The sequence below is a fragment of the Cryobacterium sp. MLB-32 genome (assembly GCF_000738085.1).
Taxonomy (GTDB): Bacteria; Actinomycetota; Actinomycetes; order Actinomycetales; family Microbacteriaceae; genus Cryobacterium.
Genome location: NZ_JPRS01000021.1, coordinates 1 through 18,462 on the forward strand (window position 1 = coordinate 1; position 18,462 = coordinate 18,462).

Below are 18,462 nucleotides of genomic sequence, written 5' to 3' on the forward strand. Positions count from 1 at the left end.
ACCACTCCGCTGGTCGAGGCGCGACACTCCGCTGGTCGAGGCGCGACCACTCCGCTGGTCGAGGCGCGACCACTCCGCTGGTCGAGGCGCGACGAAGGAGCGATCGAGACCCCGTGACCCGATCTCGCATCCGAGTATCGGAGCTGTGGCTAGAACGACCGAAGCGTTGCATGCGCCTCGTCCCGCACCGCCATCGAGACGGCGTCGAGCAGGGGCGACGAGAGGTTCCATCGCTGCCAGTACAGCGGAACATCGACTGCGAGGGTCGGCGCGAGGTCCACCAGTCGACCGTCGACGATCTCCTCGGCGCACTGCTGCTCGGGGAGCATGCCCCAGCCGAAGCCCAGCAGGATCGCGCGCACGAAGTCGTTCGACGTGGGGATGTAGTGGGTGGGGCCACTGCTGCCGCCGCCGGCGTGGTCGCGCAGGAACGCCTCCTGCAGGTCGTCGTTGCGTTCGAAGGCCACGACGGGTGCCTGAGGCAGCCCGGACAGCCCGGGTCCGGCCGGCAGCCAGCGGGTGACGAACTCGGGTGTTGCGACCGCGCGATACCGCATATTGCCCAGGGCTTCCGTGACGCAGCCCTGTACGGGTTCCCTCGTGGAGGTCACGGCGGCCATGACCGTTCCGGCGCGAAGCAGTTTCGTCGTGTGTTCCTGGTCCTCCCGATGCAGATCGAAGGCGACTCCGAGACGGTCGCCGAGCCCGGCCAGAGCGTCGAGAAACCACGTCGCGAGGCTGTCGGCGTTCACGGCCAGTGGTATCAGCAACGCGTCGCCGTCGGAGCGGCCCTCCTGCAGCTCGCGAACCGTGTCTGCCTCCAGCAGCTCGACCTGTCGGGCGTAGCGCAGGAGCACGTCGCCCGCGTCGGTCAGCCGGATGGGTGTCGTGCGCTGCACGAGCACGCGCCCACAGGTCTGCTCCATGGCCTTCACTCGCTGTGACACCGCCGAGGGAGTCACGTGCAACCTCGCGGCGGCGGTCTCAAAGGAGCCCTCACTCACGAGGGCGAGCAGAGTGGCGAGCTGTTCAAGCGTGAAGCGCTGCATAAGCTCAGGTTATCCAGCCTTAGAAACAATAGCTGTACTGAATCACTCCGTGGATCTAGCGTTACAGATGTGATCATCTCCTCAACGCTCCTCCCGGCCCTGCTCGGGCTCGCGACCGGCCTCTCCCTCATCATCGCGATCGGCTCACAAAACGCCTTCGTGCTGCGGCTCGGCATCGAGGGACGCAATCGAGTCATCGTGCCGGTGGTCGCGATCTGCGCGCTGTCGGATGCCGCACTCATCATGGCCGGAGTGTTGGGGCTGGGGATTATCGTGGCCGCGGCTCCGGTGGCGGTGATCGTGATTCGTGTCCTCGGGTCCGGCTTCCTGATCATCTATGGGCTCTTCGCTGCCAGGCGAGCGATTCGCCCCGGCGCACTCGTCGTGTCGGGCGTGGTGGCGTCCACGGGAATGCGGGTAGCCGTCATGTCGGTGCTCGCTCTCACCTGGCTGAATCCCCATGTGTATCTGGACACCGTGCTGTTCCTTGGTGCCGTCGCCAACCAGCAGGGCACGGCGGAGCGCTGGTGGTGGGCCGGAGGTGCCGTCGCGGCGAGCTTCGTCTGGTTCTCGGCGCTCGGCTTCGGGGCGCGCCTCCTGCGTCCGATGTTCGCCAAGCCGGGGTCGTGGCGCATTCTCGACGCGGTGATCGCCGTGGTGATGATCGCCTTGGGCATCCGACTGGCCCTCGGGCACTAAGCCTTGGCCTCTCGAGTGCTTGGCCTCTCGAGTGCTTCGTCGGTCGAGTGCCTCGTCGGTCGAGGCGCGAGGCACGAGCGATCGAGACCCGGCGAGACGATTTTCAGAGGCGGGCCACGTCGAGGACTGCCTTGTGGGGTCTCGATCGCTCCTTCGTCGCGCCTCGACCAGCGGAGTGGGCGGACTTCTAGCCCGGTGGTCGGCTGGGGGTATTGGCTCGGTGGCTGGCGGCGGGCCGCCACGTGCGGGTCGGGTCGAAGAGGCTTGGGTCGAGCCTGTCGAGATCACCGGGCCGCGTACTTCGGGTCGGCCGCGCACCATGCGGATCTCCCAGCCGGAGGTGTGGATCGTCTCGTAGTGGTACCAGCACAAGAGGCATCCGTTCTCGACGTCGGTCTTTCCGTGGTGCTGCCACGGGATGATGTGGTGAACCTCGCACCAGGCGGCGGCTCCTCAGACTGGCTTGGGTCGAGCCTGTCGAGACCAGCACGCAGCCGCCGTCCCTCGCGGCGATCGCCCGTCGCTGGCTGGGGGTGAAGAACCGCTTCTTCTCACCGAGGTGGAGTACTTCGCCGTTCTCGCCGAGGATCACGTTTTGGAACCCGCCGGCGCGCATCTTCTGCCGCACCACCCCTTCCGTCTCGGGGGTGATCGCGCCGGTCGCCGACGCCACGAGCGCTCGTTCCACCCGGTCGAGGTCGTCCGGGGCGACCCGCCGGGCCAGGGGCTCCAGTGCCGTGACAATCACCTCGGCCGCGTCCACCCCGAGTTCACCGGAGGCGAGTCCCTGAGCGACCGCCGGGTGCTGCACCGGAAGCTCCTGCCCGAGCAGCCCGCTTGCGGCACTGGCCGCCCCGGTGATCAGGCCGCCGAGGCGCATCCGCCGTTTCGCTTCCGAACTCGACACCCGGGTCACTCCGGTGATCAGCTCGTACTTGCCCCGGCAACCGTTCTTATATGCCAGAGACTCATGACCCAGCGCCGAATCTGCCCTGGCCGCCACGTCTGTCGCCGACAGCACCCTGACGCCATCCACCCGGCGGCCGATCTTCTCCACCACCGCCATCACGGCGAGAGAACCAGCGCCGTTGAGCCTGGTGAAGTTCACCTCGGCCAGCGCAGCCGCCATCGAGGCCTCGGCCAGCTCTAGCTGGGCGATCACCTCGACATCAGACTTCTGCGTCGTTGACATACCCCCATTCTCCCACGAATCGAACAGAAAGACGAGGATTTATCATTACCAATTCGGAACAATAGAATATTTCTTCCCACTCTCCAGCGCCGCCGCCGTTGGAGGCATGCTGCCTGTTCAACCCGACCTGCGGGCATCGCCGACCGTTCGACAACGCTAGGCTTGGCCGGAAACACTCGGGTGGTGGGGGGACGAATGCAGCGAATCGTGGATATCCGCATAGTGAGGTGGCCCTTCAAGCTCCTGTATGTCGTCGGGGCATGGCTCGTTGGATTTCCCGTCTCGGCTCTCCTGGCTGCAGTGAACGCTCCCGTTCTGGTCGGAAGCCCGCTCAGTGCGGCAATTGCCCTCGCAAGCGTCATGGCCGGGGCAAGGGTGTTCCGTGGCCGAGGTGAACCGGTTGCGCCTCGCCGTCCGTGGTGGAAGATGACGTCCAGGCCGTTGTTGAGTCGCGTGCTCGGCATCATCTTTGTGGTGTCGGCGGCGTCAGCTGTGTTCACTCTTGTCACTGCGCCTCTCGGGGTGGATAGCTCTCTACGGTCATTGCAGTCTCTCGGACCGATGGCCGTCGCCGAGATGACCATCAACGCCCTCCTCATGGCTGTGCTCGCATTCCTGTATCTGAATTCCGCCGTTCGACTGAGGAACATGCCTGCCCGCGTGCGTGAACCGAAGTTCAGAGCGAGAGTGAAGCTCACGTAGGTCGGACGCGGCGTTCTCATTCGCCACCAGAATGACGCCGCGGATCGATCGGATAATGACCGGCGTCCGATCCCGTCATCGCCCGGGTTTCCGGAGAGACGGGCCGTCGCGGCAACCGGCGGGGCCTCGCCTGCGTGTTTCTTCGCGGGTACCCTCGCCGCATCGCCTCTGCGAAATTCACCGTCGTCATTGTCTGGTCGCTGCGGCTCTGCGTCGCGAGCGACGTGTCGCCCGTGCAACTGCTCCTGAGCGTTCCGGTGGCGGCCGTGGGGATTCTCGGGACCGGGCAGTGGTGGAAGACAGCACAGATCACCCGACGTAGTCCGTCAACGGCCGCGACGGTTACGCGGCGGTCGCGCCGAGGGCGGCGAGGGCCATTTCCTCGAGGAGGGCGCGCACGGAGGCCGTCGACGAGGCGCGCGCGCTGTGCGGCGTGGAGTTCAGCAGACCGAACGTTGCATGGGCACGGATGCGCAGCAGTGCCACGTCCACCGAAGGATGCACGCGTTGCAGAACCTGCACCCACAGCTCCACGTACTCGCGCTGCAGCGCTCGCACCCGGTGGCGGTCCGACTCGGCCAGACTGTCGAGGTCACGATCCTGTACGCGGATCACGTCGGGGTTGGTGAGCGCGAAGCGCACATGGAAGCGCACGAGGTCACGGAGGGCGGCCGTGGCATCCGCCGTCTCGGTCAGCACGGCCCGGCCGCCGGCCACGAGGTCCTCGCTCACGTCGATGAGGAGGGCGGCGAGAACGGCCTGCTTGCCGTTGAAGTGCCGATAGACGGCCGGCCCGCTCACGCCGACGGCCGCGCCGAGGTCTTCGATGGAGACCCGGTTGAATCCCGACCGGGCGAAGAGCGTGGCGGCGGCGCTGAGCAGCGCCGAGCGACGGTCGGCCTTGGCCTGGCTGCGCGGCGTCGTGTCTGTCGGTGCGCTCATGGAGTTGCCGCCTTTCAGCTGGACATTTCAGTTAATCCTCACTAACCTGAATTTCAGTTAGTGAACACTAACTGTACTTGATGCCGGGTGATCCGGCCTCACCAACGGGAAGATGTCGATGGAGACACTCGCGAGTCAGCTCGACTCCTCTGCACAGTCGTTCGTGACCAACGATGCCGCCCAGCGGCAGCTCGTGGCCGAGCTGAAACAGCGGCTCGCCACGGCCGCTCTCGGTGGCCCGGAGAAGTCCCGGCAGCGACACCTCTCCCGCGGCAAACTGCTGCCGCGCGATCGCGTCGACCAGCTGCTCGACGAGGGCAGCCCGTTCCTCGAAATCGCACCCCTCGCCGCGACCGGGCTCTACAACGAGGACAGCCCCGGCGCGGGCGTCATCGCCGGAATCGGCCTCGTGCACGGCCGCTTCGTGCTCGTGATCTCCAACGACGCCACGGTCAAGGGCGGAACGTACTACCCGATGACGGTGAAGAAGCACCTGCGGGCCCAGGAGATCGCCCTGGAGAACCGGCTGCCCTGCGTGTATCTCGTCGACTCCGGCGGAGCCTTCCTGCCTATGCAGGACGAGGTCTTCCCCGACCGGGACCACTTCGGTCGCATCTTCTACAACCAGGCGCGGATGTCCGCAGCCAAGATTCCGCAGATCGCCTCGGTGATGGGTTCCTGTACCGCCGGCGGCGCATACGTGCCCGCCATGAGCGACGAGACCGTGATCGTGCGCGACCAGGGCACGATCTTTCTGGGCGGTCCACCCCTCGTCAAGGCGGCGATCGGCGAGATCGTCACGGCCGAGGAACTCGGCGGCGGGGAGCTGCACTCCCGCGTCTCCGGCGTCACGGACCACCTCGCCGAAAACGACGAGCACGCCCTGCAGATCGTGCGCGATATCGTGTCGACGCTGCCGCGTGCGCACGCACCGGCCTGGGACGTCATTCCTACGGTCGACCCGGTCGCCGACGAGGGGGAACTGTACGGCGCCGTTCCCGTCGACGTGCAGGGCCAATATGACGTGCACGAGGTGATCGCCCGCATCGTCGATGGCAGCGAATTCCACGAATTCAAGCGCGAGTACGCCACCACGCTCGTCACCGGGTTCGCCCACATCCACGGGCACCCGGTGGGGATCGTCGCCAACAACGGCATCCTCTTCGCCGATTCCGCCCTCAAAGGCGCGCACTTCATCGAGCTCTGCGACCAGCGGGGGATTCCGCTGGTCTTTCTGCAGAACATCTCCGGTTTCATGGTGGGCCGCGACGCCGAGGCCGGCGGCATTGCCAAGCACGGCGCCAAGATGGTCACCGCGGTCGCCACGGCGCGCGTACCCAAACTCACGGTCGTGATCGGCGGTTCCTTCGGTGCCGGAAACTACTCGATGTGCGGCCGGGCTTACTCGCCGCGCTTCCTCTGGATGTGGCCGGGCAGCCGCATCTCGGTGATGGGCGGCGCCCAGGCATCATCCGTGCTGGCGACCGTGAAGCGCGAGCAGATCGAGGGCGGCGGCGACGACTGGTCGTCCGAGGCCGAGACCGCGTTCAAAGAGCCCATCCTCGAGAAGTACGAGACACAGGGCAGTCCCTATTACTCGACCGGCCGCCTCTGGGACGACGGCGTCATCGACCCCGCCGACACCCGCACGGTGTTGGGCCTCGCCCTCTCCGTGTGCGCCACCGCGCCGCTGGCCGATTCCGCCTTCGGCCTCTTCCGGATGTGAGTGAGACCATGACCGAGACATTTGAGACAGACACATTCGAGACAGAGGCCGTCGAAACCGTGACAGTGACCTTCGACACCGTGCTCGTGGCCAACCGCGGTGAAATCGCCTGCCGCATCATCCGCACGCTGCGCGAGCGCGGCATCCGCTCGATCGCCGTGTACAGCGACGCCGATCGCGGCGCGCGGCATGTGTCACTGGCGGATGCTGCGGTGCGCCTCGGCGCCGCCGCCCCGGCCGACAGCTACCTCAACATCGAAGCCGTGCTGGCGGCAGCCGCGCAATCCGGGGCCCAGGCCATCCACCCCGGCTACGGATTCCTCAGTGAGAACCAGGCCTTCGCACAGGCGTGCGTCGATGCCGGAATCGTGTTCATCGGCCCGAGCGTGCACGCGCTGAACATGATGGGCGACAAGATCCGCTCGAAGAACCATGTCGCCGGCTACGGAGTGCCCGTCATCCCCGGGGTCGCCGAGCCGGGGCTCAGCGACGAGCAGCTCATTACGGCCGCCGTCGACGTGGGCTACCCGATGCTGATCAAGCCGTCCGCCGGCGGTGGCGGCAAGGGCATGCACATCGTTGAACGCGCAGAAGACCTCCCGGCGACGCTTGAGACCGCCCGGCGCGTGGCGCTGAGCGCCTTCGGCGACGACACGCTGCTGCTCGAGCGTCTCGTCGCAACGCCGCGCCACATCGAGGTGCAGGTGCTGGCCGACAACCACGGTGCCGTGATCCACCTCGGTGAGCGTGAATGCTCGCTGCAACGCCGCCACCAGAAGGTGATCGAGGAGGCGCCCTCTCCGCTGCTCGACCCCGCAACCCGGGCACGGATCGGTGAGGCCGCCTGCGCCGCCGCGCGCAGCGTGGGCTACAGCGGTGCCGGTACGGTGGAATTCCTGGTGTCGGCTGCCGCCCCCGACGAGTTCTTCTTCATGGAGATGAACACCCGCCTGCAGGTCGAACATCCGGTCACGGAGATGGTCACCGGCATCGACCTCGTGGACTGGCAGGTGCGCATCGCCGCGGGGGAGCACCTCACCGTGGCCCAGTCCGACGTATCCCTCACGGGGCATGCGATCGAGGCACGGGTGTACGCCGAAAACCCCGAGCGCGGCTTCCTGCCGACGACCGGCACCGTGCTGCAGCTGCACGAGGCCGGCGGCGCGGGTGTGCGAGTGGACAGCTCGCTCACCCCCGGCCTCACGATCGCCTCGCACTACGACCCGATGCTCGCCAAGGTGATCGCGTGGGCACCGACCCGGCTGGCGGCCATCACCCGGCTCGACCGGGCCCTCGCGGACACGGTCGTGCTCGGTGTGCAGACCAATACCGAGTACCTGCGGCTTCTCCTGGCGGATGCCGACGTGCGCGCCGGCCGCCTCGACACCGGGCTGATCGAACGCACGCTTCCCGAGCTGCGGTTTCGCGGAGCCGACGACCACCTGCTGGCTGCCGTCGCGCTGTTCCTGCACTCGCTCGCCGGGTCCGCGCCGTCCGACGCGCATCCCGTCTGGGCGCGGCCGAGCGGTTGGCGGATGGCCTCTCCCCGCCCCGTGCGCTATTGCCTGGGAGTGAGCGCGACCGACGCGGTTGACGTGCGCGTGGCGGGGGAGCCCGGGGCGGCATCCGTGTCGATCGGAGACGGTTCGGCCGTTCCAGCCGGCCTCACGCCCGTCGGTGACCGCCCGGGTGCGTTCGCCGTCGACTACGCCGGTCAGACCCGTGTGTTCGTCATGACCGGGTCCGGAGCGAGCGTGCACATCGGCGCCGACGGGTTTTCGATGGAGCTGCGACACCGGTCACGGGCGGAGCAACTCGCCGAACACCTCGCGAGCCGTGACCGTGTTCCCGGGGCGGTGAGTCCCGATGTGCGCTCGCCCATGCCCGGCACCGTCATCGCGGTGCACGCCGCCACCGGCGACACCGTTGCGGCGGGGCAAACCATCCTCGTGGTCGAGGCCATGAAGATGGAACACAAACTCGTGGCCGCCACGGCGGGCCGCGTCACCGTGAACCTCAAGACCGGCGATCGTGTGGCGCTGGACCAGATCGTGGCATCGATCGCCACCGACACCACCCCAGTAACCATCTCAGACAAGGGAGACTCAGAATGAGCTACGAACTCACCCCCGAATACCAGGCCCTCAGCGACACCGTTCGCGATTTCGCCGACACCGTTGTGGCCCCCGCCGCGTATGAGTACGACACCAAGCGCAGCCTCCCGTATGGCATCATCGCGCAGATGGGAGAGATGGGGCTCTTCGGGCTTCCGTTCCCCGTGCAATACGGCGGCCAGGGCAAGGACTACTTCGCCCTCTGCCTCGCCGTGGAGCAGCTTGCCCGCGCCGACCAGAGCATCGCCGTCACCCTCGAGGCCGGCGTGGGCCTCGGCATCATGCCGGTGTACCGCAGCGGCACCGAGGCGCAGAAGGAAGAGTGGGTGCCCCGCCTCGCGAGCGGGTCGGCGCTCGCCGCGTTCGGCCTCACCGAAGCGGATGCCGGCTCCGACGCTGCCGGCACCAAGACCACCGCCGAGCTCGCGGGCGGCGAATGGGTGATCAACGGCACGAAGCAGTTCATCACCAACTCCGGTTCAGAGATCACCCGCCTTGTGACGGTGACCGCGGTCACGGGGGAGTCCACGCGCGCCGACGGGTCGATCAAGAAGGAACTCACCGCGATCCTGGTGCCCACGCCGACGCCCGGGTTCACGGCGCTGCCGCCCTACGACAAGGTCGGCTGGCACACGTCCGACACGCACCCGCTCGTGTTCGACAACGTGCGTGTTCCGGAGGCCAACCTGCTCGGTGAACGCGGCCGAGGCTTCGCCAACTTCGTGCAAACCCTCGACGAGGGCCGCATCGCCTTCGCCGCGCTCTGCACCGGCGCGGCGCAGGGCTGCCTCGAAGAGTCGATCCGCTACGCGAACAGCCGCAACGTTTTCGGCCGCTCCATCGGGTCCAACCAACACATCGCCTTCAAGATCGCCAGGATGCAGGCGCGTGTGCACACCGCACGCCTCGCGTACTACGACGCCGCACTGAAAATGATCAACGGCAAGCCGTTCAAGATGGAGGCGTCGATCGCCAAGATGGTCGGCAGCGAAGCGGCCATGGACAACGCCCGTGACGCCACGCAGATCTTCGGCGGATACGGCTTCATGAACGAGAACCCGGTCGCGCGGCACTATCGTGATTCGAAGGTGCTCGAACTCGGCGAGGGCACGACAGAGGTGCAGCTGATGGTCATTTCTCGTGCCCTGGGTTTCGCCGGCTGAGCCCTGCCGACCACATGCCGAACGGGAGAACTGAATGATTGACAAGGTTGTCAGCAGTGCCGCGGAGGCGGTGGCCGATATTCCCGATGGCGCGAGCATCGCGGTCGGCGGGTTCGGCCTCTGCGGAATCCCGGAGGCGCTCATCGAGGCGCTGTACGACCAGGGAACCACCGACCTCGAGACCATCAGCAACAACTGCGGTGTCGATGGGTGGGGACTCGGCCGGCTGCTCGCCGACCACCGCATTCGACGCACCGTGAGTTCGTACGTGGGAGAGAACAAGGAGTTCGCCCGCCAATACCTGTCGGGTGAGCTCGAGGTTGAACTCACCCCGCAGGGCACGCTGGCCGAGAAGCTCCGCGCGGGCGGCGCCGGCATCCCGGCGTTCTTCACCCCTGCCGGGGTGGGTACCCAGGTGAGCGAGGGGGGCCTGCCGCAGCGCTACCGTGCCGACGGCACGGTAGCGAAGGCATCAGAGCCGAAGGAGGTGCGCCGCTTCGACGGCGCCGATTACGTGATGGAACGCTCGGTCACTCCCGATTTTGCTTTCGTGCACGCGCTCAAAGGCGACCGCTACGGCAACCTCGTCTTCCATGCCGCGGCCGCGAATTTCAATCCGCTCGCCGCAATGGCGGGCAGGATCACCATCGCCCAGGTCGAGCAACTCGTCGAGCCCGGCGAACTCAACCCCGAGCACATCCATACCCCCGGCATATTCGTGCAGCGGGTCGTTGTCGTCGGCGAGGTGGAGAAACGCGTCGAACGTCGAACCGTGTCGCCGGAACCCGGGGAGGGGACCGAATGAGCCTCAGCAGGGAACAGCTCGCGGCGCGTGTCGCCCTCGAGCTCACAAACGGTCAGTATGTCAATCTCGGCATCGGGATGCCCACGCTGATACCGAACTACATCCCCGATGACATCGAGGTCGTTCTTCATTCCGAGAACGGCATACTGGGTGTCGGTCCCTACCCGACCGAGGCGAACATCGACCCTGACCTCATCAACGCGGGCAAGGAAACGGTCACCGTGAACACCGGTGCGGCCTTCTTCGACTCCGCGGCATCCTTCGGCATGGTGCGCGGCGGCCACGTCGACGTGGCCGTGCTCGGCGCCATGGAGGTTGCCGCGAACGGCGACCTGGCGAACTGGATGGTCCCCGGCAAGATGGTCAAGGGCATGGGCGGGGCGATGGACCTCGTCTTCGGGGCGAAACGTCTCATCGTGATGATGGAACACACCGACAAGTTCGGCCATCCCAAGATCGTGACCCGGTGCAGCTTGCCGCTGACCGGACGCGGCTGCGTCAACCTGATCGTGACCGACCTCGCCGTGATCGAGGTCACGTCCGCGGGCCTTGTGCTGCGTGAGACGGCCCCCGGCGTGAGCGTCGACGAGGTCGTCGCGGCAACCGGCGCAGATCTTCGAATTGACCTGAATCCCCTGGAGAGCATCCGATGAAAGACGATCGACCGTCCGTCGAGCAGCGCGGGCTGTTCTTTGAGGAATTCGACCTCGATGTGCGCTACCTGCACCGTCCGGGGCGCACGGCCACCGAGGCCGACAACGTGATGTTCACCACCATGACCATGAACACCCAGGGGTTGCACCTCGACGCGGCGTGGGCGGCTACACAGCCGTTCGGCGAACGCCTGATGAACTCCATGTGGACACTGTCCACCATGGTGGGCTCCTCCGTCGCCCAGCTCACCCAGGGCACGATCGTGGCCAACCTGGGCTTTGCTGAGGTGACCTTTCCGCATCCGATGCACCACGGCGACACGCTCTACTCCGAGACCGTTGTCACCAGCAAGCGGCTCTCCAGCTCGCGCCCCGGGCAGGGCATCATCACCCTCACCCACACCGGTCGCAACCAGTACAAGGACGTGGTGGGCACTGCCGTGCGAACCGTCATGGTGTGGTGCCAGGACGCGCGACCATGACGTTCCAGCTCGGTCCTGCTCTGCTTTTCTGCCCGGCCGACCGGCCTGAGCGCTATGCCAAAGCCGCCGAGCGCGCGGACGAGGTCATCCTCGACCTCGAAGACGCCGTGGCACCGGGCGCTAAGGACGAGGCGCGACTCGCGCTCGTGGGGCATCCGCTCGACCCCGATCGCACGATCGTACGCGTCAACCCGGTCGGCACCGCCGAGTTCGCCCTTGACCTTGCCGCCCTCGAGGCCACGGACTATCGCTTCGTGATGGCCGCCAAATCCGAGACGGCCACCCAGATGGCGGCCCTGTCGTCGTATCGCGTTGTCGCGCTCTGCGAGACCGCCGCCGGTGTTCAGGCAGCCGCGCTTCTGGCTGCCGCGCCGAACGTGGTCGCCCTGATGTGGGGCGCCGAAGACCTCATCGCCTCACTCGGCGGAACGTCCAGCCGCTTCGCCGACGGTCGTTACCGGGCTGTGGCCCGCCATGCCCGCTCGACCGTCCTGCTCGCGGCGGGCTCGCGGGGTAAGGCCGCCATTGACTCCGTCTACCTCGACATTCCCGATACCGCCGGACTCGCGGCCGAAGCGGAAGATGCTGTGGCAAGCGGATTTCGTGCGACCGCCTGCATCCATCCGAGTCAGGTCGAGGTCATTCGGGCCGCCTATCGGCCGACACCGGATGCCGTGGCTCAGGCCCGCGCCCTCTTGGACGCCGCGCAGGGCCAGCGCGGCGTCTTCCAATTCGCGGGCCGCATGGTCGACGGTCCCGTTTTGCGCCACGCCGAGACGGTACTTCGCCGCGCCGGAGCCTGAGCCGCCTTCGAGCTCTAGGCGGCGGTTTCCGCGAGGGACTTCTCGATCGCGGCCACGATTTCCTTCGACTGCGGCTCCACGTTTGACGCGAAGCGATTGACGATTTTTCCTTCGGGGGTGACCAGGAACTTCTCGAAGTTCCACTTCACGAGGCCGGGAAGGATGCCAGTCTTGAACTTGGTGAGCTGAGTGAAAAGAGCGTGCTGGTCCTTGCCGCGCACGTCGATCTTGGTGGTCATCGGGAACGTCACGCCGTAGTTCATGTCGCAGAACTCCGCGATGTCTGTTTCGGTTCCGGGTTCCTGGCCCATGAACTGGTTGCTCGGCATGCCGAGGATCACCAGGCCGTCTGTGGCGTACTTCTTGTACAACGCTTCGAGTCCCGCGTACTGCGGCGTGAAGCCGCATTTGGATGCGGTGTTGACAACGAGCACGGTCTTGCCGCGGAATTCACCGAACGTCGTCTCGGTGCCGTCGATGAGGGTGAGGGGGATCTCGTAAAGCGAAGTGGTGTCCATGAAGGCGATGCTATCGGCGTGGCCTCGGAGGTGGCTGCGTGCGGGCTGCGGCCGCGGCCGCGCGGCTGGTCACCGCCTGTGTAGATGCTGTGCCCCCGGTCACTATTGCACCTTTATGCGCACGTATGAAGTATCGTAAAGACATACCCGGAACTACGTGAGGCTGATTGTGGCCCCTGTTCCGGCCCGCGCGGCGCAGCGCAGACTTCCCGCCGACCGGGCCCACCCGCGTATGAACAGCACCTGTGTTATTTCTGCCACCCCGGCCCGTTGTTCGGCATTCGCAGTAACACAAGGAGCACCATGAATTCCTACGTCACACGCACCACCCGTCACACCGATGAGACCACCGGTTATGTCAGCCTCAGTGGACACCGCGCAACGGTCGGCACCGGCTACGTCACGCACCAGAGCCAGCAGGAGCAGGTTGGCGGCTACGTGTCGTCGACCGGCAAGAAGACTGGGCGTCGCGCCGCCTAACGGTCGGCCGTTGTCTCAAGGAGGGTCCCGCCACGTGGCGGGGCCCTCCTTTTGTGTGTGCGGTGCGAGGGTTTGTCCGGCCCCGGTACACTGGAAGAGCTAGTGGCACAACGCACGCCTGTCGTGCCCGCCATTTTTATGACTCAGGCCAGGCATCCGGTTCACGTCATTCGGGCTGAAGCTATTCGGTTCGAGCTCGTGAGGCCCAGGTCGCCGGCTTCCGGTCTACACCCCCTGCACGCCTGCGTCTCCTTCTGCTGAGACCTGCACAACGTACAAATAGAAAAGAGATTCATGAGTACCCACGACCTGGACCTGTCTGCTCCTCCGGTTCTGCCCTCGCGCGGCCTGCGCATCATTCCGCTCGGCGGACTGGGCGAGATCGGTCGCAACATGACCGTCTTCGAGCACAAGGGCAAGCTGCTCATCATTGACTGCGGTGTTCTCTTCCCGGAAGACAACCAGCCCGGCATCAACGTGATCCTGCCTGACTTCTCCATCCTGCGCGATCGCCTGCAGGACATCGAAGCCATCGTGCTCACCCACGGCCACGAAGACCACATCGGCGCGGTGCCCTACCTCCTCAAGGAGCGCGGCGACATCCCCGTGATCGGCGCCAAGCTCACCCTCGCCTTCCTCGCGGCCAAGCTGCAGGAGCACCGCCTCAGCCAGAACTTCGTCGAGGTCAAGGAGGGCGAACGTCGCACAGTCGGCGTCTTCGACCTTGAATTCATCGCGGTGAACCACTCCATCCCCGACGGCCTTGCCATCGCATTGCGGACCGAAGCCGGCCTGCTGCTGCACACCGGTGACTTCAAGATGGACCAGTTCCCCCTCGACAAGCGCCTCACCGACCTCGGTGCCTTCGCGCGCCTGGCCGAAGAGGGCGTCGACCTGTTCCTCACCGACTCGACCAACGCCGAGGTTCCCGGATTCACCACCGCCGAGAAGGACATCGGACCCGCGATCGACACCGTGTTCCGCACCTCCCCGCGCCGCATCATCGTGTCGAGCTTCGCGAGCCACGTGCACCGCATCCAGCAGGTCATCGACGCCGCGGTCAAGCACAACCGCAAGGTGGCCTTCGTCGGCCGTTCCATGGTTCGCAACATGGGAATCGCAACCGAGCTGGGCTACCTCAAGGTGCCCAAGAACCTGATCGTGGACATGAAGGCCCTCGAGCGCATGAAGGACGACAAGGTCGTCCTCATCTGCACCGGCTCACAGGGAGAGCCCATGGCCGCCCTGTCGCGCATGGCCAACCGTGAGCACATCATCAAGATCGGCGAGGGCGACACCGTTCTGCTCGCGAGCTCGCTGATCCCCGGAAACGAAAACTCGATCTACCGGGTCATCAACGGCCTGACCCGCTGGGGCGCCAATGTCGTGCACAAGGGCAACGCCAAGGTGCACGTCTCCGGCCACGCGAGCGCCGGTGAGCTCGCGTACTGCTACAACATCGTCAAGCCCACCAACGTCATGCCCGTGCACGGCGAGTGGCGCCACCTCAAGGCAAACGCCGAGTTGGCCGTGCAGACCGGTGTTGAAGAAGACCGCGTTCTCATCGTCGAGGACGGCGTTGTCGTCGACCTCATCGACGGTCGCGCGTCGATCACCGGCCGCGTTCAGGCCGACTACGTGTTCGTCGACGGCATGACCGTCGGTGGCGCATCCGAAGCAGCCATGGAAGACCGTCGCCGCCTTGCCGAAGACGGCACGATCACCATCCTCGGCATTCTGAACGCGAAGACCGGCCTGCTCTCCGAGCCGGTGGAGTTCCTCGCCCGTGGTTTCGTGCACGACGACGAGTGGGTCCGCGGAGCCACCAAGGTCATCGACGAAGCCATGAAGGTCGCCAACCGCGTGAAGACCGTCAACGGCGCAGAGCTCGAAGACCTCTTCACCTCGTCCGTGAGCCGTTGGATGCAGCGCAAGTACCGCCGCAGCCCGCTGATCACCTCGGTGGTCGTCGACGCCTAAGCGCCACACACAACAAAGCCGGCCGACCCCTCGGGGTCGGCCGGCTTTGTTGTGCCCGGTTGCATTCGACCGGATGCCGCCTCTGCGGCGGATACAGGAACTTCCGTCCCCTCGATGCCGGCGCCCGCACTGTTCCGGCGGCGACGACATCCGGTCGTGGCTGGTTTCATGAAGTCGCCACGAGGGCAGGGCGGTGGGGGCGAGTCGGGGCGCGGCGGCTAGCGAAAGTCGTCGACCGTGGCGTTCGCGATGTCCACGAGCACGAGGGCGGGGTTCTCCTTCTGAATGGCCTGCAGACGCCACGGCGTGCTGAAGAGCGCAAGCAGTGTGTCGTCGGAGCGAGTGAACACCTCGACCTGGCGCATCGGGGCCAGCAGCAAGGCGCTCGCCTTGTCCGTGCGGCGGGCCACCTGATAGGGCAGCGCCTCCATGCGGATATCGGCGTGGAAGTCGTGAATCATGCGGTCCTCCACGACCTCGAACTGCATCGGACCCACGGCGCCGAGCACGGGCGCCTGCTCTCCGCGCACCTCGGAGCGCATCACCTGGATCACGCCTTCGTGGTCGAGCTGCTCAATCCCACGACGGAACTGCTTGTGCTTGCTGCTGTCCACCGGGCGAATGGCGCGAAAGTGCTCCGGGGAGAACAGGGGGAGCGGCGGATATTCCACCGGCTCGTGCTCAAAGATCGAGTCGCCCACACGCAGCGCCGAGGCATTGACGAGCCCCACGATGTCGCCGGGCCACGCCTGGTCGATGACGGTGCGCTCACGGCCGAACAGCTGTTGGGCGTACTTCGTTGCAAAGGGGCGACCCGTGGCGGCATGCGTCACGATCATGCCCCGACGAAATTCTCCGGAACACACCCGAACGTACGCCACGTGGTCGCGGTGCGCCGTATTCATACCGGACTGTACCTTGAACACGAAACCGGAGAAAGCGGATGTCACGGGGCGGGGCACACCGGTGATGTCCGGTCGCGCCTCGGCCGGGGGAGCGAACTCCACGAGCGTGTCGAGCAATTGCTGCACGCCGAAGTTCGCGACGGCGGCGCAAAACAGCACCGGTGTCGTGTCGCCGGCCAGGAACAGCTCGGAATCGTGGTTTTGGCCTTCGGAGTCCAGCAGTTCGGACTCGTCCGTCGCGTTGGTCCAGGCGGCGCCTTCCTCGTCCGCGGCATCCGCAGCGCTCACCCGAGTGGAGACGGCGGCGGTCGCGCTGCCGGGAGTGCGGGTGAAGCGCAGAAAATCACCCGAGCGACGGTCCATCACACCGCGCAGGTCGCCGGCTTCGCCGACCGGCCAGTTCAGCGGCGTGGGCAGCAGGCCGGTGCGGTTCTGGATCTCGTCCATGAGCGCCAGAGCGGATGCACCGGGCCGGTCCCACTTGTTGATCACGGTGATCACGGGCAGGCCGCGTTGCTTGCACACCGCGAAAAGCTTCATGGTCTGCGGCTCAAGGCCCTTGTTCGCGTCAACGAGCATCACGGCGGCATCGACGGCGGAGAGCACCCGGAAGGTGTCCTCGGAGAAGTCGGCGTGTCCGGGGGTGTCCACGAGGTTGATCACGGCGTCGTCGTACTCGAACTGGATGGCGGCACTGGTCACGGAGATGCCTCGGGCCTTTTCCATCTCCATCCAGTCGGAGACGGTGCCGCCGCGGCCGGCTTTTCCGTGCACGGCTCCAGCGTGCGTGATCGCGCGCGCGTGCAGCAGCAGGGCCTCCGTCAGGGTGGACTTACCCGCGTCGGGGTGGGAAATCACCGCGAAGGTACGTCGACGACGTGCCTCGACGGGCACGTTGATGTTGGTCACTTCAGCGAGTTGAGTCATGAATGCTTTCCGGCGAATGATTCGGCAGGCCAAAAGTGGGCCCTACATCGGCTTCCGCACGAATTCGCTCTCCCCCCTACCCTAACTTGCGCCCGTGGGAGTCGGCCCCGAAACGACTCTTCCGCTCGTGGCCGTGCGGGGCGGGCCAGAATGCCTTTTTGTGACTTTTTTTCGCACAACGTGTCGCGTCGCCATGGCGAAACCGGGGGATCGCATTAGTGTCACTGCCAAGAGTGAGGAGACAGGGATGTCCCGATTGGCTGTTTTGCGACCAGCACACCCCACAGGGGCCCACGCCATCGTGCCGGGAGACAGTGGGACCCCGTCGCCGCCGAACTCGCCGCCTCACCCCCAGCTCCCGTTCATCGGGCCTGTTCTCGAGACCGATGTGGGCGGTGTCCCGAGCCGGCGGCTCATCGCCGATACGACCCTGTCGGTGCATGCGCTCGCCCTCGGGTGCAGCGCGTTCGGTTGGTCGGTCGACGGCGAGATGAGCAGGCAGATCCTTGACGCGCATCGCGACCTGGGCGGAAACTTCCTGGACACCGCCGACAGCTATTCGGCGGGCCGCAGCGAAATCATGATCGGCTCATGGTTGCGCACCCGGGGCGACCGCGACAAGACGGTCATCGCCACCAAGATCGGCCGAAACCTCGATAATCCAGGCCTGAGCCCCCGCAACATCATCGGGGCCGTGGATGCCTCGCTCGAGCGTCTCGGAACCGACTACATCGATCTGCTCTACTTTCACTTCGACGATGTGCGGGTTCCCCTCGAAGAGAGCCTCGGCGTCATGAGCACGCTGATCGCGAGCGGCAAGGTGCGTTACCTCGGGGCGTCAAACTTCTCGGCGGACCGCCTATTTGAAGCGAGAGTTCTGGCCGCCAACGGACTGCCCCGCTTCGTGGCTTTGGAGACGCACTACAACCTGCTGCACCGGGAGGCATTCGAGTCGACGCTCGCTCTCGTGACCCAGGCACAGGGAGTGGCCGTCATGCCGTATTTTCCGCTGGCCCATGGTTTCTTGGCCGGCCGATATCGCACCAAAACGGATGTGGCAGACAACACCCGGGGCCGCCGCGCCGCCGCCTACGTCAATCGCCGGTGCCTGCGTGTACTCGCCGTGGTGGATCGCATCGCCGCGGAGCACGACGTGCCAGCGGCAACGATAGCGCTCGCGTGGCTCCTCGCCCGACTCAGCGTGACCGCGCCCGTCGCCGGTGCAAGCCATCCGGATCAGGTTGAGGCGCTCGTCGCGGCCCCGGGCATCCGGCTGGGCCGCAGCGACCTGATCGAACTCGACCGAGCCTCGTCCTGACCGG

16 protein-coding genes are annotated in these 18,462 nt (G+C 66.1%); 12 read left to right on the forward strand and 4 right to left on the reverse strand.

All coding sequences use genetic code 11. The annotated features are described in order from the left end of the window. Nucleotides 1-149 precede the first annotated feature (149 nt). Complete coding sequence (locus JF66_RS04210) at nucleotides 150-1,049, reverse strand: LysR family transcriptional regulator ArgP (RefSeq protein ID WP_035875602.1); 900 nt, start codon at nucleotides 1,047-1,049, stop codon at nucleotides 150-152. Nucleotides 1,050-1,118: 69 nt separating this feature from the next. Here JF66_RS04210 and JF66_RS04215 point away from each other — a divergent pair, with 69 nt between their 5' ends. Continuing rightward, nucleotides 1,119-1,748, forward strand: a complete 630-nt coding sequence (locus JF66_RS04215; protein WP_369797947.1) for a LysE/ArgO family amino acid transporter — start codon at nucleotides 1,119-1,121, stop codon at nucleotides 1,746-1,748. A 1,399-nt stretch (nucleotides 1,749-3,147) separates the two neighbouring features. Beyond that, complete coding sequence (locus tag JF66_RS04225) at nucleotides 3,148-3,642, forward strand: hypothetical protein (RefSeq protein ID WP_156109652.1); 495 nt, start codon at nucleotides 3,148-3,150, stop codon at nucleotides 3,640-3,642. Nucleotides 3,643-3,984: 342 nt separating this feature from the next. Here the strand turns inward: JF66_RS04225 and JF66_RS04230 are convergent, their stop codons facing one another. Then, complete coding sequence (locus tag JF66_RS04230; protein ID WP_035875607.1) at nucleotides 3,985-4,584, reverse strand: TetR/AcrR family transcriptional regulator; 600 nt, start codon at nucleotides 4,582-4,584, stop codon at nucleotides 3,985-3,987. 118 nt (nucleotides 4,585-4,702) lie between these two features. Between JF66_RS04230 and JF66_RS04235 the strand changes: the two genes are divergently transcribed. The 7 genes from JF66_RS04235 to JF66_RS04265 are packed head-to-tail and all read left to right on the forward strand — an operon-like array spanning nucleotide 4,703 to nucleotide 12,330. After that, on the forward strand, nucleotides 4,703-6,310 hold the full coding sequence (locus JF66_RS04235) for a carboxyl transferase domain-containing protein (protein ID WP_035875609.1): 1,608 nt from the start codon (nucleotides 4,703-4,705) through the stop codon (nucleotides 6,308-6,310). A gap of 8 nt (nucleotides 6,311-6,318) precedes the next feature. Further along, on the forward strand, nucleotides 6,319-8,424 hold the full coding sequence (locus JF66_RS04240) for a biotin carboxylase N-terminal domain-containing protein (protein WP_081882137.1): 2,106 nt from the start codon (nucleotides 6,319-6,321) through the stop codon (nucleotides 8,422-8,424). Continuing rightward, on the forward strand, nucleotides 8,421-9,587 hold the full coding sequence (locus JF66_RS04245; RefSeq protein WP_035875610.1) for an acyl-CoA dehydrogenase family protein: 1,167 nt from the start codon (nucleotides 8,421-8,423) through the stop codon (nucleotides 9,585-9,587). Before JF66_RS04240 ends, JF66_RS04245 begins: the two co-directional genes overlap by 4 nt. Before the next feature lie 34 nt (nucleotides 9,588-9,621). Beyond that, nucleotides 9,622-10,392 carry a CoA transferase subunit A gene (locus tag JF66_RS04250; protein WP_035875612.1) on the forward strand — a complete coding sequence of 257 codons (771 nt, stop codon included), beginning with the start codon at nucleotides 9,622-9,624 and terminating at the stop codon, nucleotides 10,390-10,392. After that, nucleotides 10,389-11,045 carry a CoA transferase subunit B gene (locus JF66_RS04255; protein WP_035875614.1) on the forward strand — a complete coding sequence of 219 codons (657 nt, stop codon included), beginning with the start codon at nucleotides 10,389-10,391 and terminating at the stop codon, nucleotides 11,043-11,045. Before JF66_RS04250 ends, JF66_RS04255 begins: the two co-directional genes overlap by 4 nt. After that, entirely contained in the window at nucleotides 11,042-11,527 is a 486-nt protein-coding gene (locus JF66_RS04260) for a MaoC family dehydratase (RefSeq protein WP_035875615.1), read from the forward strand. The genes JF66_RS04255 and JF66_RS04260 overlap by 4 nt, the downstream gene beginning before the upstream one ends. Beyond that, nucleotides 11,524-12,330 (forward strand): CoA ester lyase, encoded by an 807-nt coding sequence (locus tag JF66_RS04265; protein WP_035875617.1) that lies wholly within the window; start codon nucleotides 11,524-11,526, stop codon nucleotides 12,328-12,330. Before JF66_RS04260 ends, JF66_RS04265 begins: the two co-directional genes overlap by 4 nt. A gap of 14 nt (nucleotides 12,331-12,344) precedes the next feature. Here JF66_RS04265 and JF66_RS04270 read toward each other — a convergent pair whose 3' ends face one another. Beyond that, nucleotides 12,345-12,848 (reverse strand): glutathione peroxidase, encoded by a 504-nt coding sequence (locus JF66_RS04270; protein WP_035875619.1) that lies wholly within the window; start codon nucleotides 12,846-12,848, stop codon nucleotides 12,345-12,347. Between the two features lie 303 nt (nucleotides 12,849-13,151). Here JF66_RS04270 and JF66_RS22855 point away from each other — a divergent pair, with 303 nt between their 5' ends. Together JF66_RS22855 and JF66_RS04275 are read left to right on the forward strand one after the other, a co-directional pair. Beyond that, nucleotides 13,152-13,328, forward strand: a complete 177-nt coding sequence (locus tag JF66_RS22855) for a hypothetical protein (RefSeq protein WP_156109653.1) — start codon at nucleotides 13,152-13,154, stop codon at nucleotides 13,326-13,328. A gap of 294 nt (nucleotides 13,329-13,622) precedes the next feature. Continuing rightward, nucleotides 13,623-15,308: a ribonuclease J gene (locus JF66_RS04275; protein WP_035875621.1), complete on the forward strand. Its 1,686-nt coding sequence runs from the start codon at nucleotides 13,623-13,625 to the stop codon at nucleotides 15,306-15,308. A gap of 218 nt (nucleotides 15,309-15,526) precedes the next feature. On the opposite strand, the gene JF66_RS04280 is transcribed toward JF66_RS04275, so the two are convergent. Next, nucleotides 15,527-17,140: a peptide chain release factor 3 gene (locus JF66_RS04280; protein WP_035875623.1), complete on the reverse strand. Its 1,614-nt coding sequence runs from the start codon at nucleotides 17,138-17,140 to the stop codon at nucleotides 15,527-15,529. 247 nt (nucleotides 17,141-17,387) lie between these two features. Between JF66_RS04280 and JF66_RS04285 the strand changes: the two genes are divergently transcribed. Further along, the gene (locus tag JF66_RS04285; protein WP_081882138.1) at nucleotides 17,388-18,458 is read left to right on the forward strand and encodes an aldo/keto reductase; all 1,071 of its coding nucleotides are present in this window, start codon (nucleotides 17,388-17,390) and stop codon (nucleotides 18,456-18,458) included. Nucleotides 18,459-18,462: the final 4 nt, after the last annotated feature.

Excerpts from the sequence above, each read along its gene's own strand:
- JF66_RS22855 (WP_156109653.1), top strand. The coding sequence starts at position 13,152 with ATGAATTCCTACGTCACACGCACCACCCGTCACACCGATGAGACCACC.
- JF66_RS04245 (WP_035875610.1), top strand. The coding sequence starts at position 8,421 with ATGAGCTACGAACTCACCCCCGAATACCAGGCCCTCAGCGACACCGTT.
- JF66_RS04260 (WP_035875615.1), top strand. The coding sequence starts at position 11,042 with ATGAAAGACGATCGACCGTCCGTCGAGCAGCGCGGGCTGTTCTTTGAG.
- JF66_RS04285 (WP_081882138.1), top strand. The coding sequence starts at position 17,388 with ATGTCCCGATTGGCTGTTTTGCGACCAGCACACCCCACAGGGGCCCAC.
- JF66_RS04280 (WP_035875623.1), bottom strand. The coding sequence starts at position 17,140 with ATGACTCAACTCGCTGAAGTGACCAACATCAACGTGCCCGTCGAGGCA.
- JF66_RS04210 (WP_035875602.1), bottom strand. The coding sequence starts at position 1,049 with ATGCAGCGCTTCACGCTTGAACAGCTCGCCACTCTGCTCGCCCTCGTG.
- JF66_RS04255 (WP_035875614.1), top strand. The coding sequence starts at position 10,389 with ATGAGCCTCAGCAGGGAACAGCTCGCGGCGCGTGTCGCCCTCGAGCTC.
- JF66_RS04275 (WP_035875621.1), top strand. The coding sequence starts at position 13,623 with ATGAGTACCCACGACCTGGACCTGTCTGCTCCTCCGGTTCTGCCCTCG.
- JF66_RS04230 (WP_035875607.1), bottom strand. The coding sequence starts at position 4,584 with ATGAGCGCACCGACAGACACGACGCCGCGCAGCCAGGCCAAGGCCGAC.
- JF66_RS04265 (WP_035875617.1), top strand. The coding sequence starts at position 11,524 with ATGACGTTCCAGCTCGGTCCTGCTCTGCTTTTCTGCCCGGCCGACCGG.
- JF66_RS04270 (WP_035875619.1), bottom strand. The coding sequence starts at position 12,848 with ATGGACACCACTTCGCTTTACGAGATCCCCCTCACCCTCATCGACGGC.
- JF66_RS04235 (WP_035875609.1), top strand. The coding sequence starts at position 4,703 with ATGGAGACACTCGCGAGTCAGCTCGACTCCTCTGCACAGTCGTTCGTG.
- JF66_RS04240 (WP_081882137.1), top strand. The coding sequence starts at position 6,319 with ATGACCGAGACATTTGAGACAGACACATTCGAGACAGAGGCCGTCGAA.
- JF66_RS04250 (WP_035875612.1), top strand. The coding sequence starts at position 9,622 with ATGATTGACAAGGTTGTCAGCAGTGCCGCGGAGGCGGTGGCCGATATT.